General features: G+C 44.5%; 12 protein-coding genes. All 12 read left to right on the top strand.

All coding sequences use genetic code 11. From position 1 onward, the window contains the following. Positions 1-20: 20 nt before the first annotated feature. Entirely contained in the window at positions 21-887 is an 867-nt protein-coding gene (folD, locus tag M3193_RS04125; RefSeq protein WP_251624504.1) for a bifunctional methylenetetrahydrofolate dehydrogenase/methenyltetrahydrofolate cyclohydrolase FolD, read from the top strand. Positions 888-1,002: 115 nt separating this feature from the next. After that, positions 1,003-2,358, top strand: a complete 1,356-nt coding sequence (gene xseA / locus M3193_RS04120) for an exodeoxyribonuclease VII large subunit (RefSeq protein ID WP_251624503.1) — start codon at positions 1,003-1,005, stop codon at positions 2,356-2,358. After that, positions 2,359-2,601 carry an exodeoxyribonuclease VII small subunit gene (locus M3193_RS04115; protein WP_251624502.1) on the top strand — a complete coding sequence of 81 codons (243 nt, stop codon included), beginning with the start codon at positions 2,359-2,361 and terminating at the stop codon, positions 2,599-2,601. Continuing rightward, the gene (locus M3193_RS04110; protein WP_251624501.1) at positions 2,594-3,478 is read left to right on the top strand and encodes a polyprenyl synthetase family protein; all 885 of its coding nucleotides are present in this window, start codon (positions 2,594-2,596) and stop codon (positions 3,476-3,478) included. The genes M3193_RS04115 and M3193_RS04110 overlap by 8 nt, the downstream gene beginning before the upstream one ends. 128 nt (positions 3,479-3,606) lie before the next feature. Then, complete coding sequence (gene dxs / locus M3193_RS04105; RefSeq protein ID WP_251624500.1) at positions 3,607-5,508, top strand: 1-deoxy-D-xylulose-5-phosphate synthase; 1,902 nt, start codon at positions 3,607-3,609, stop codon at positions 5,506-5,508. After that, positions 5,505-6,326 carry a TlyA family RNA methyltransferase gene (locus M3193_RS04100; RefSeq protein WP_251624499.1) on the top strand — a complete coding sequence of 274 codons (822 nt, stop codon included), beginning with the start codon at positions 5,505-5,507 and terminating at the stop codon, positions 6,324-6,326. The genes dxs and M3193_RS04100 overlap by 4 nt, the downstream gene beginning before the upstream one ends. Positions 6,327-6,369: 43 nt before the next feature. After that, positions 6,370-6,819 carry a transcriptional regulator AhrC/ArgR gene (gene ahrC, locus M3193_RS04095; RefSeq protein WP_251624498.1) on the top strand — a complete coding sequence of 150 codons (450 nt, stop codon included), beginning with the start codon at positions 6,370-6,372 and terminating at the stop codon, positions 6,817-6,819. Between the two features lie 38 nt (positions 6,820-6,857). Continuing rightward, positions 6,858-8,558: a DNA repair protein RecN gene (gene recN / locus M3193_RS04090; RefSeq protein WP_251624497.1), complete on the top strand. Its 1,701-nt coding sequence runs from the start codon at positions 6,858-6,860 to the stop codon at positions 8,556-8,558. 100 nt (positions 8,559-8,658) lie between these two features. After that, on the top strand, positions 8,659-9,630 hold the full coding sequence (locus M3193_RS04085; protein WP_251624496.1) for a SpoIVB peptidase S55 domain-containing protein: 972 nt from the start codon (positions 8,659-8,661) through the stop codon (positions 9,628-9,630). A gap of 211 nt (positions 9,631-9,841) precedes the next feature. Next, a complete protein-coding gene (gene spo0A, locus M3193_RS04080) occupies positions 9,842-10,630 on the top strand; it encodes a sporulation transcription factor Spo0A (protein WP_251624495.1) in 789 nt (262 codons plus the stop codon). 106 nt (positions 10,631-10,736) lie between these two features. Continuing rightward, entirely contained in the window at positions 10,737-12,323 is a 1,587-nt protein-coding gene (locus tag M3193_RS04075) for a DUF342 domain-containing protein (RefSeq protein ID WP_251624494.1), read from the top strand. Then, on the top strand, positions 12,298-13,023 hold the full coding sequence (locus M3193_RS04070; RefSeq protein ID WP_251624493.1) for a glycerophosphodiester phosphodiesterase: 726 nt from the start codon (positions 12,298-12,300) through the stop codon (positions 13,021-13,023). Before M3193_RS04075 ends, M3193_RS04070 begins: the two co-directional genes overlap by 26 nt. The last annotated feature ends 100 nt before the right edge of the window (positions 13,024-13,123 follow it).

The following is a 13,123-nucleotide window of genomic DNA, read 5'->3' as shown; positions in this document are numbered from 1 at the left end:
GTAAGGTGGAGGGAAATCGAATGACCGCAAAATTGATAGATGGCGTGGCGATCGGCAAAGAACTCAGGGGAGAAATAAAGCAGGGGGTCGGCAAGCTGGTAGCATCCGGATGCAAACCTGGTCTCGCAGTCATCCTCGTAGGGGAAGACCCCGCATCGCAGACATACGTGAAGAATAAGGAGAAGTCCAGTATCGAAGCCGGCATGAAATCGGAGTTGATCCGATTGCCAAAAACGGTCACTGAACAGGACTTACTGGCATATGTCGATCAATTGAATAACGACGATTCAATTCACGGCATTTTAGTTCAATTGCCTTTGCCTGACCATATTAATGAAGATCTTGTAATCAAAGCGATTGATCCTAGCAAAGATGTAGACGGATTCCATCCGCAAAATGTAGGGAAGATGATGATCGGGCAAGAGACATTCCTTCCATGCACCCCACACGGAATAATGGAAATGTTGGAACGATCCGGCATTGAAATCGCAGGAAAGCATGCCGTTATCATCGGAAGGAGCAATATTGTCGGAAAACCGATGGGACAACTGCTTCTTCAAAAAGACGCTACAGTTACATACTGCCACTCCAGAACGAAGAACCTAGAATCTTTTACGAAACAGGCTGATATCTTGATTGTTGCGATCGGCCGTGCGAAATTCGTAACGGACGCACATATTAAAGAGGGTGCGGTTGTCATTGATGTCGGTATGAATCGTGATGAAAACGGAAAATTATGCGGGGATGTCGATTTTGAGAAAGCAAAGGCAGTCGCTTCTGCCATCACTCCCGTGCCGGGCGGTGTCGGTCCGATGACGATTACGATGCTTTTGAAGAACACATTGCAAAGTGCAGAATCGGCTTGCCGAAAAGAAAAGTCGCAATAACGGAGGGTTAACGCATGCCGGGAACCCCTTAAGCAATCATAAAGCGAAGAGCAGCGCTGTTTTTCATTTGAAAGACAGCGTTTCTATCCGTCTGAATTTCCGGGAGGTAAAGCTATTGAGTGAAAATGTGTATCTTTCCGTACATTCATTGACAAAATACATAAAGCGTAAATTCGAAGCCGATCCTTATATGAGAAATGTATTTGTGAAGGGCGAACTTTCCAATGTGAAAATCCATCCAAGCGGGCATATTTACTTCACGTTGAAAGATGATAAAAGCAGAATTCAGTCAGCTATGTTCCGTTCAGCTGCAGGTGCCTTGAAGTTCAAACCTGAAGAAGGGATGAATGTCCTGATCACGGGAGACGTGAATGTCTACGAATCAAGCGGCCAATATCAACTGTATGTCCAATCGATGCAGCCGGATGGCGTCGGGGCCTTGTATCTGGCTTATGAACAACTGAAAAAAGCGCTTGCGAAAGAAGGATTATTCGATGCGCGTTGGAAGCAGCCGCTGCCTTTGTTGCCGAATAGGGTTGGGGTCATAACTGCCCAGTCAGGTGCTGCCATCCGGGATATCTGTTCCACTTTGGAACGGCGTTATCCTCTAGCCGAGGTTTGCCTGTTTCCTGCAATTGTCCAAGGACCTCAAGCCGTCCCTTCTATTGTGCAAGCGTTGGAACTTGCAGAATCACACGGTTCAATCGATGTTCTGATCCTCGGACGAGGCGGCGGTTCCATAGAAGACCTTTGGGCTTTTAATGAAGAGGCGGTTGCGAGGGCGATCTTTTCTAGCAGGATTCCAATCATCAGCGCTGTCGGCCATGAAACGGATACGACAATTGCCGATTTTGTCGCCGATATGAGAGCTCCAACTCCAACTGCGGCCGCTGAATTGGCCGTTCCCTCAAAGGAAGAGTTGTTTGAGAGGATATTGGAACGGAAGCGATCCCTTTACATCTCACTTTCGAATCAAATTAAACATGAACGCAAACGTTTGACCACCTATCAGCAGTCATATCCATTGCAATTTCCTGAAAGGCTTTACAGGCCATTTACTGAAAAGTTGAGCGGGCTGGATGACCGGCTTCTCAGGAGCAGAAACGAGCTGACGGCAAATCGGAAAGCGGACCATGACCGTTTGGATAGGATGCTCTCATTTTATACTCCGCTCCAACGGATCAAAGAGGAAGATCGAAATCTTTCGTTATTGACCGAGAGGATGAAGAGGGCAGTACAAAGTGATTTACGGAACAAGTCCGAACAATTCAGTTCAGCGATCAGAATGCTGAAAGCGCTGAATCCATTGGAAGTGATGGAACGCGGATTTTCAATCACTTATAAAGAAGGTGCTGTCGCAAATTCCGTTATCGGGCTTGAAATCGGAGAAACTTTGCACGTCCGTATGCAAGACGGGATTGTGGAAACCGAAATTAAATCGATTACGCTGAAGGATGAGGAGGAAAACTAAATGAGCGAGGAAACACTACGATTTGAAGAAGCAATGTCGAAGTTGGAAGGCATTGTTCAAAAATTGGAAGCGGGGGACGTTCCCTTAGAGGATGCCATAACGTTATATAAGCAAGGTATGGAGCTATCCGCTTATTGTCATGGGAAATTGCAGGATGCGGAAAAGCAGTTAATCTCAATAATAGATACGAATGGGCAGTCGACTCCGTTCGATCCATCCAAAGGTAGGGATTCGAATGGATAAGCGGCTGCAGACGTTCATTTCAGAAAAAGCACCATTGATCGATGCAGAATTGAACCGCTTGATCGATATGGAAAAGGCTCCTTCATCTTTAAAAGAATCAATGCTCTACTCAGTGAATGCAGGAGGTAAAAGAATTCGTCCCCTTCTCGTCCTGGCAGTCCTTGAAGACTTCGGGAAGAATTCCGAAGATGCATTTAAAGTTGCGAGTGCAGCTGAACTCATCCATACATATTCTCTCATCCATGACGATCTGCCATGCATGGACGATGATGACTTCAGAAGAGGCAAACCTACGAACCACAAAGTATACGGCGAGGCGACAGCTGTTCTTGCCGGTGATGCATTGCAGACGAGGGCATTCGGTATATTAGCCTCTCTTGAACATGCGACGCCTGAGCAGGTTATCAAATTGGTCGCTCTGATGGCGGATGCTTCAGGGGCGAATGGAATGGTCGGAGGTCAAGTGCTGGATATGGAAGGCGAGACGGTCTCTTTATCTCTGCAGGAGCTGGAAGAAGTCCATCTGCATAAGACGGGCGCTTTATTGACATTCTGTATAGAAGCAGGTGCTATCCTTTCCGATGCATCAGATGCAGAGTTGGAACAGCTGCGTAAATATGCGAAGAACATCGGATTGGCTTTCCAGATCAAGGACGACATTTTAGACGTTACGTCAACGACCGAACAGCTTGGAAAGACAGCGAATAGTGATGCTGCAAGTGATAAGTCAACGTACCCCTCGCTATTAGGACTAGAAGGGGCACAGCAGCAGTTGGAAAAGTATCATCTGGACGCAACCGCAAGCTTGGCTTTTTTAAAGAAGGAAAACTCGATGTTAAAACTTTTTGCTGATTATATCGTCCAAAGAGATGTCTGATATCCTTTGGTTAGGGTAACCCGTTGTCCGGATTATGGTCCAATAGTTCCTATTGATGAGCCTTCTTGTTATAATGAAAACATTACTTGGACTTACGTGGCAATAATTTATGAAGGTGTGTGATAGTAGTGGATCTCACTAAAATTGCAAATCCGTCTTTTCTGAAGCAACTTGATAAAGAAAAAATGACGGAATTGGCGAAAGAAATCCGGAAATTTTTAATTGAAAACCTGTCTGTGACAGGAGGTCATATTGGTCCGAACTTAGGTGTTGTCGAATTGACAATTATGTTGCATAAGCTTTTTGACAGTCCGGAGGATAAATTCATCTGGGACGTCGGGCATCAAGCTTATGTTCATAAAATTTTAACGGGACGAGCCGATCAATTCGGCACACTCCGCCAATATAAAGGTTTGAGCGGCTTCCCGAAAATGTCAGAAAGCGAACACGATGTATGGGAAACAGGGCATAGTTCCACATCCCTTTCCGCAGCAATGGGGATGGCTGCCGCTAGAGATATGCAAGGTGGCTCGAACTATGTTATCCCGATCATCGGCGATGGTGCATTGACGGGCGGAATGGCTTTAGAGGCATTGAACCATATTGGCCACCTGAAAACGAATATGATTGTCATCTTAAACGATAATGAAATGTCTATTGCGCCGAACGTTGGGGCGCTTCATGACGTCCTTGGCAAGTTAAGGACTGCCGGGAAATACAATAGCGTGAAAGATGAATTGGAATACATTCTGAAAAAGATTCCTGCTGTCGGCGGAAAAGTGGCTGCTGCAGCTGAACGAGTGAAGGATAGTTTGAAGTACCTGCTTGTTTCGGGTGTGTTTTTCGAGGAGCTTGGGTTTACGTATCTTGGACCTATTGATGGACATGATTTCAATGATTTGGAACGGAATCTTCAGTATGCCAAGAAGGTTGAAGGTCCTGTCCTCCTTCATGTTCTTACGAAAAAAGGAAAAGGGTACACACCGGCGGAAAATGATAAAATCGGAACGTGGCACGGAACCGGCCCTTATAAGATCGAAACGGGAGATTTTGTGAAATCCAACACGACAGCACCGTCATGGAGCGGATTAGTAGCTGAAACCGTCAGAAAGATCGCCAGGGAAGATAAACGGATAGCAGCCATTACACCGGCTATGCCCGTAGGTTCCAAACTGGAGTCCTTCGCGGCTGAATTTCCGGACCGATTTTTTGATGTAGGAATTGCTGAACAGCATGCTGCGACAATGGCGGCAGGATTGGCAACACAAGGGATGAAACCGTTTTTGGCTATCTACTCGACGTTCCTGCAACGGGCATACGATCAGATGCTTCACGATATCACAAGGCAGAAGTTAAATGTCTTCATCGGCATCGATCGTGCAGGGCTTGTAGGTGCGGATGGAGAAACTCACCACGGAGTGTATGATATTTCATTTTTACGGCATATGCCGAATCTCGTCATTATGATGCCGAAAGATGAAAATGAAGGGCAGCATATGGTAAAGACAGCTTTCGAGTATAATGATGGCCCTATTGCGATGAGATATCCAAGAGGAAATGGTTTGGGCGTTGTGATGGATGAGAAGCTTAAAACGATTCCTATTGGTACTTGGGAAGTGCTGCGCGAAGGTACGGATGGTTCGATTTTGACATTCGGAACGACTATTCCGATGGCATTGGAAGCAGCCGAGACACTTGCGGAAAAAGGCATCTATATGAAAGTAGTTAATGCAAGATTCATTAAACCGATGGATACGGGTATGCTTGATGAGTTATTCAGGATAGGTAAACCGATTGTCACTGTTGAAGAAGCGGCATTGGCAGGCGGGTTCGGGAGTGCTGTCATTGAGTACGCTAATGATGTTTCTGCAAATGTCCCCATTAGCCGAATCGGCATTCCGGATGAATTTATTGAACACGGCAGTGTCGATAAGTTGTTTGAAGAAATCGATTTGACTGTGGAGAATATCGTAAGGACGACAGAATTGGCCGTCAAAGGACCGACCCGTGCGGAAAGGGAAATCGTATGACGAACGGTCAACCAAAAGAACGCGTCGATGTGCTTCTAGTCCAAAGAGGGCTAGTGGAAACCAGGGAGCAGGCGAAACGCTCCATAATGGCAGGAATTGTGTTTTCCGCAGAAACAAGATTAGAAAAGCCCGGTGAGAAAATCAAGATAGACGCGCCGTTGTCGGTAAAAGGATCCGCATTGAAATATGTGAGCCGAGGCGGGTTAAAGCTTGAAAAAGCTCTTGAAGTTTTCGATATAACCGTACAAGAAAAGATTGTTTTAGACATCGGTTCCTCTACAGGCGGGTTCACGGATTGCGCTTTGCAAAATGGCGCGAAACATTGCTATGCACTTGATGTCGGGACAAACCAGCTGGCTTGGAAAATACGGAGTGATGAGCGGGTTACCGTCATGGAGAAAACCAATTTCAGACATGCGGCTCCTGAACACTTCACGAAAGGTACGCCTCAAGTCGCCACAATTGATGTCTCTTTCATATCACTTTCATTGATATTGCCCCCACTAAAGCAAATAATTGCCGATGGTGGGGACGTTGTGGCGCTTGTAAAACCTCAGTTCGAGGCGGGAAAAGATAAAGTGGGAAAAAAAGGGATTGTAAAGGAGAAGGCTGTCCATTTGGAAGTCTTGCAAAAGATTGCGGCTTCCTCCACTCTGAATGGATTTTCTTTACGAGGTATTTCCTTTTCCCCGGTTACCGGCGGGGAAGGAAATATCGAGTTTCTATTCCATTTGCAATCGGAAGAAGATCCGGTCAATCCTTATGATGAATCAGCTTTCAGAGCATTGATCACTGAAGCTTATAAAGCATTGACCTAATTTCAAATAGAAAGGTGTGAAGTTGAGCATGGGAGGAATTGTATTGAATAAAGGACAACGCCATCTGCGTATCCGGGATATTATTACTAATGATGAAGTTGAAACGCAGGATCAACTTGTTGATAAATTGAAAAACGCTGGAGTGGACGTGACACAAGCGACCGTTTCCCGCGACATAAAAGAATTGCATCTCATCAAAGTCCCATTGCCAGATGGCCGTTATAAATATAGCCTGCCGCCTGTCCATAGATTCAATACCGAAGAAAAGCTGCGTCGGATGTTGACAGATGCATTCATGAGTATCGATAGTGCAAGCCACTTCATCATTCTGAAAACGCTGCCTGGTAATGCACATGCAGTCGGTTCCTTAATTGATAACTTAGGATGGGATGAAATGCTTGGAACAATTTGCGGGGATGATACGTGCATGATCATTTGCAGGGATGAGTCACTAACAGTTGAAGTGAAAGAAAGGCTGTTAGCACTTATTTAAGCTGAATGTTCGATTCGATGGAGGAGGTGCGTGTTTGAATGTTAGGTGAGATTTCCATTCATAATTTCGCGATTATAGAGCATCTCGAAGTGACTTTTGAAGAAGGCTTGACCGTTCTGACTGGAGAAACAGGCGCCGGTAAATCCATAATCATTGATGCCGTTCAGCTCCTTGCAGGTGCAAGGGGATCACAGGAATTCATTCGCCACGGAGCAAAAAAAGCCGAACTTGAAGGGATGTTCTCAATCGATGATGAGGATCACCCTGTCTTTGAAAAACTAGCTGAATTCGGCATTGATTGCGAGGATGGCATAATCATTCTCCGGCGCGATTTGAACGCAAGTGGGAAAACGACTTGCCGGGTCAATGGCAAGCTTGTAACGATTGCAAGCTTAAGAGAGATCGGTTCGCAATTGATTGATATTCACGGCCAGCACGATAATCAAGAATTGATGCATGAAAAGCGGCATATCCATCTGCTCGACCAATTCGCTGGAGCAGATCTGGAGGAAGCATACCGCAATTATTCGGATATTTACAGTCAATATACAAAATTAAAGCGCAGGCTTGAAACGGCTAGTGAAAATGAACAGCAAGTCGCACAGCGGATCGATCTCTATTCATTTCAATTGAATGAAATCGACAATGCAGAGCTGATCATTGGAGAAGAGGAAGAGCTCGAAGAGGAAAAATTGAAACTCCAACATTTCAATAGAATCTATGAACGACTGAATACCGCTTATGAATCGATCAGCGGTGACAATCATGCACTGGATTGGGTTGGATCTGCAATGAGTGATCTAGAAGATGCCGCTTCTGTCGACAAAGAACTGGAACCCCATTCGGAGATCATTTCATCAAGTTTCTACTCATTGCAAGATACTGCACATGAATTGAAGAACATCATTGATCGTATGGAGTACGATCCAACGCGATTGCCGATTGTCGAAGATCGATTGGCAATGCTTGTATCACTAAAGCGCAAGTATGGCGCGACAATCGAGGATATTCTCATCTATCGTGAAAAAATTGCAGAAGATCTAGACCAGCTGCTCAATCGGGATGAAAGGCTTGGCCAAGAACAGGAAAAGCTCATCCAGCTTGAAAAAGACCTGGAAGTGGAAGCGAATGAATTATCTATAATCAGACAAGAGTCAGCTCTCCGACTGGAAGATGCGATTATGCAGCAGCTGAAAGAGCTGCATATGGAAAAATCCACCTTCAATGTTTCGATCACACGAAAAGCATCCGGCAGTTTTGACAGCAATGGCTTCGATGAAGTTATTTTCCTCATCTCCACAAATCTTGGAGAACCATTGAAGCCTTTAGTTAAAATTGCCTCTGGAGGCGAATTGTCGAGGATTATGTTGGCATTGAAAACAATCTTTTCCAAGCATCAAGGGATAACTTCCATTATTTTTGATGAGGTCGATACGGGGGTAAGTGGACGGGTCGCCCAAGCCATTGCAGATAAAATTGCGATGGTTGCCACCCATTCACAAGTGCTTTGCATTTCCCATCTCCCACAAGTCGCCGCCATGGCTGATCACCACTTGCTCATTAGGAAAGAAGTGAAGTCGAACCGCACAACGACAGCGGTTGCTGAAATCACTGACTTGGAACGAACGAAGGAATTATCAAGGATGTTGTCAGGTGCAGAAATAACTGAATTGACATTGCAGCATGCAGATGAACTACTCTCCATGGCTGACGAAAGGAAAACGGCTTTCCGGATTTAAGCGCATACAACTAGTATGCGTTTTTTTACATGATTTAACCTTTCATAAGATTCATCTGAACGGACATACCAATAGTATCTTTCAGCTGAGGAGGTGAACCATGGGATGGAGTAAACGACTGATGTTATCCGTTTCGTTTGCCACGCTTTTGAATTTCCTGCCGATACAAAATGAAGTTTCCGCTTCATCCGGTGACAAAGTTATTCCGATGGGCCATTCAATTGGTATTCAAATGGATTTATCGGGCATTTTCGTCACAAATGATGTACTAGTCAATAACGAGCAATGGTTGAAGGCTGGCGATTCAATCATCCGACTTAATGGAACGGACATCGTTAGTCTCGGCGACTTCGAACACATCATGATGAAAGTGAAAAAAGAAAAAATCCACATGAATATCAGTCGAAAAGGTGCATCAGTTGAGGTGTTGGCGGAAAAGGATGCTGTAAAACGCCTCCTGCCTTTCCTTAAAGACCGAACGGAAGGTACCGGGACACTGACATATGTCGATCCGCAGAGAGGCACGTATGGAGCCCTTGGCCATCAAATCGTTGACAGCTCCTTGAAATCACCACCACCATTCAAAAATGGCGCAATATACCTTTCGGAAATTGAACAGATAAAGAAAAGTATGCCCGGCTCTCCAGGATATAAAATCTCCTCTATTGTAGAAGACGAAGAATATTTAGGAACAATCAGAACCAATGGGATCTATGGGATTTTCGGAGCGTGGAACGATGCTTATAAGAAAGTGTTGGCTGAACCTCTCGAAATTATGCAGCCCGCAGAATTACAAGCAGGGGCGGCGGAAATTTTTACTACAGTAAAAGGGACCGAAGTCGAAAAGTTCTCCATCCAAATCATTGACATTGAGGAAGAGCAGTTCCATTTCGTTTTAACCGATGCAAAGTTACTGGAAACGACAGGTGGAATTTTACAAGGCATGAGTGGAAGTCCGGTCATTCAGAACGGCAAGTTTGTCGGCGCAGTCACTCATATGTTTGTCGATGAACCGAAAAAAGGCGCAGGCTTATTTTTAGTCACAATGCGTGACGGTGAGCAACGAAAATGAGTAAAAACCGATCCGAAACTTGGATCGGTTTTTTTAAATGAATTTCGTCGAATAATGACGAAACCATAATTCTTAAGTTTCATTTTTTAGAAAACAGAAGGATTGTTCGAATGTTTGTCGAAATTTTCCTTTACAGCAATTCGATTTCATGCGAATAATAGAATCATGGAGAATAATGGCAGGGATGAAAAACGAGTAGGGGGAAAATGGGATGGGGAAAGTAAGGATTGCAATTGCGGACGATAATAAAGAACTGGTGAACACGATGGATGCATATTTTGAGCAGCATCCGGAATTGGAAGTCATTTGGACAGCCCATAATGGCAAGGTATGTCTTTCTATGCTGCAGGAGAATAAGCCTGATCTGCTGCTCTTGGATATCATTATGCCGCACTTGGATGGGATTGCGGTATTGGATACGATAAAGAAGGATCCTGCATTAGCCGATATGCATATTATCATGTTGACTGCATTCGGGCAAGAGGACGTCATGGCGCAGGCGGGCAGTTTAGGCGCATCCTATTTTATGTTGAAACCGTTCGAATTTGACCGATTGGTATCACAGATCTTCCAAATCTCGGGTACGGCAAAACCTACAAGACCGGTCGTTCAAAAGCCAGCGGAAGCAGACACGACAATGACACAGCGAGCCCTTGACACTACGATAACCTCAATTATCAAAGAAATTGGAGTCCCTGCGCACATTAAAGGATATGCCTTTTTAAGAGAAGCGATTCAAATGGTATACACCGATGTTGACCTGCTTGGATCCGTAACCAAAATCCTTTATCCCGACATTGCAGAGAAGTACAAAACAACCCCTTCTCGGGTGGAAAGGGCAATTCGGCATGCAATCGAAGTTGCTTGGAACCGGGGGAATTACGACGTCATTTCAAAGACATTCGGCTATACTGTCCATCATTTGAAGAGCAAGCCGACTAATTCAGAATTCATTGCAATGATTGCAGACAAGATCCGTCTTGAGCATATGGCAAGCTGACCTGCATCTTTAATTAATTACTCTAAGAAACACCGTAAATTTGCGGTGTTTTTTTATCTGTCTATTGTGGAAATATTGTTTAAACTTTATAATGATAGAAGGATAGATGAGGAAACGGGGTGTCGAATTGCTAGTTCAAAATGACTTTTTTGATTTACACGTGATAGATGATGATGTAGTAATCGACTTAAAAAAGACCGGTTTTCCCTTAAAATCGTTTGATATGATTACCAACCAAAACCCGAGAATTAAAATTACATCCTTTCCAGCATTGAGAAAAGCCCTTACAGAAATTGGGGATGGACATAAGATTGGGTGCTATCTGCCTTTGATTGAAGTAATCGTTCAGCCGGATCATATGAAAGCTGAAGTCATTATCAATATGACAATAACGGAATTTCAATCGAAAAAAGCCCAATTGCTCACTTTAATTGCCAAATCACTGCAAACGTACGGCGTCGTCTTTGGCATAATTGACTTGTCGGAAGACGATTTGTATCCGGGGATTGCTATCGTAGCAGCGGTTGGCAAGGAACCCGAGAATGGCGAGGACGCCAAAATCACCTATATAGAAAAGCCGGAGAAAAAGCCTGTAATCCGCGAAGACGGTTTGGCAGATTACTATGAAATGAATTTTGTCACACATGTAGAAGAAGGCGATTGGTTAGGCGAAAAAATTCCACCTACGGACGGAAAACCTGGAAGGGATATTTTGGGGGACAGTGTCGCTGCAATGAGGGGAAGCGATGCACCCCTTCGTTATGATAAGAAATCAGTAGTGGAAGTGGAGGAGCAGGAGAAATTTGTGCTTCGTGCATTTTTCGGCGGTGCCCTGGAGTTCAACGATGACATTGTCAGCGTCGGAAAACATCTGATCATTAACGGGGATGTAGGCCCTGAAACGGGGTCCATCACATTTGACGGAGCGGTTTCAGTACATGGCACGGTCATGCCGGGCTATTCTGTAAATGCAACTGGAGATATCTCCATAGAGGGTAACGAAGGCGTAATGAATGCCAAGGAAATCTGCTCCTCCGAAGGGGATCTTTATATTAAGGGCGGAGTGTTCGGCGGAGGCATTTCCCTTATTGAGGCAAGTGGAGATATCTACATAAAGCATGCAAATAATTGCAGGCTATTTGCAAAAAATATAAACGTCGGATCATATATATTAGGATCTGACGTAGTCGGCGAAACGGTTATGGTCGATAAAGATAGAGGGAGAATCATTGGCGGCCGTATTGAAGCACTTTTCAGGATTGAGTGTGCATTCGCCGGAAATTCCCATGAGAGGACGACCCATTTGTATGCCAAAGGAATCGATAAGGACCTAATCTACCTGGAAATTCAACAAAAGGCTCAGGAATTAAAGGAAATACAAAAAAATTCCGGACATCTTGAATCACAATTGGATTTGCATGGTAAAGGCGTTGCCAATCAATTGCATGGGGAACAGGCTGATGCATATGATAAGTTGAATAAGACGCTCCAATCCGGCATGGATAAGATGTTTCAACTGGACAGGGAAATCCAGGTCGGACTTTACAAAATCAAGTCTGCAAAGCCCCCTCAAATTGAAGTTTCAAAAGAAGCCTACCCAGGCGTCATCATTCAAATCGGAACAAAATCCAGTTTGTTGAATAAAACAACGAAAGGTGTCTTCGAAGTTGTCGACAAAATACTTAATGTCTAACCCGATGGTCTTCGCCCACAGAGGTGCATCTGGTGTCTGTTTTGAAAATACAATGAAAGCATTCAAGGAAGCTGCAAGGCTGCATGCCGACGGAATTGAATTGGATGTCCAATTGACAGCCGACGGTGTGCCAGTCGTCGTTCATGACAATGATCTTTACAGAATATCCGGAATACGAAAGCGCGTTTCCAATCTTCACTTCAGTGAATTGCAGCGTGTAAACATCGGAAATAGATTTATCAGGCTTATTAAGGGCCATCACATACCGACATTGCAGGAAGCCGTTTCATTCTGCGAGTTGAAACGATTGGCTTTAAACATCGAGTTGAAAGAGACGGTTTCCGAGAGGCCGGAAATGTTGCGTAAAATCATCGATATGGCCATGATATCCGATAGAGTCCACTTGTCTTCATTCGATCCGGAAATACTGCGAAAAGCAAAAGAGATGGAACCGTCTATTGAAACCGCATTGCTTGTAAAGAGAACAATGACGGATTGGAACTGCCTTGAAAAATATGATTTCGTTGAAGGCTTCAATTTCCATAAACGTTTGTTGAAAGAACCGTATCTAGGCGCAATGGTCGACAGCGGAAAAAAGTTGAGGGTCTATGGAGTTACCGGTAAAGAGGCAATCACTCTGCAACCACCTCCGTATATCGACGGCTGGATAACAGATTTCCCAGATAGGTTCAAAAAGTAGTTTTTAAATCAACTGTTGGGGTGATGTGATCTTCACGTCACCCTTTCATTTTGGCTTAGTCCTGAATAATGTTGATTTGCGCTTTTGGAAGCTAATGCTG

It is taken from the genome of Sporosarcina luteola (genome assembly GCF_023715585.1).
Classification (GTDB): Bacteria; Bacillota; Bacilli; order Bacillales_A; family Planococcaceae; genus Sporosarcina; species Sporosarcina luteola_D.
This window is presented reverse-complemented; position numbering and strand designations above follow the sequence as displayed.

Bases quoted from the DNA above. Each gene is read 5' to 3' on its own strand.
- folD (WP_251624504.1), top strand. From the start codon at position 21: ATGACCGCAAAATTGATAGATGGCGTGGCGATCGGCAAAGAACTCAGG.
- M3193_RS04115 (WP_251624502.1), top strand. From the start codon at position 2,359: ATGAGCGAGGAAACACTACGATTTGAAGAAGCAATGTCGAAGTTGGAA.
- M3193_RS04110 (WP_251624501.1), top strand. From the start codon at position 2,594: ATGGATAAGCGGCTGCAGACGTTCATTTCAGAAAAAGCACCATTGATC.
- M3193_RS04100 (WP_251624499.1), top strand. From the start codon at position 5,505: ATGACGAACGGTCAACCAAAAGAACGCGTCGATGTGCTTCTAGTCCAA.
- recN (WP_251624497.1), top strand. From the start codon at position 6,858: ATGTTAGGTGAGATTTCCATTCATAATTTCGCGATTATAGAGCATCTC.
- M3193_RS04085 (WP_251624496.1), top strand. From the start codon at position 8,659: ATGGGATGGAGTAAACGACTGATGTTATCCGTTTCGTTTGCCACGCTT.
- spo0A (WP_251624495.1), top strand. From the start codon at position 9,842: ATGGGGAAAGTAAGGATTGCAATTGCGGACGATAATAAAGAACTGGTG.
- M3193_RS04075 (WP_251624494.1), top strand. From the start codon at position 10,737: ATGAGGAAACGGGGTGTCGAATTGCTAGTTCAAAATGACTTTTTTGAT.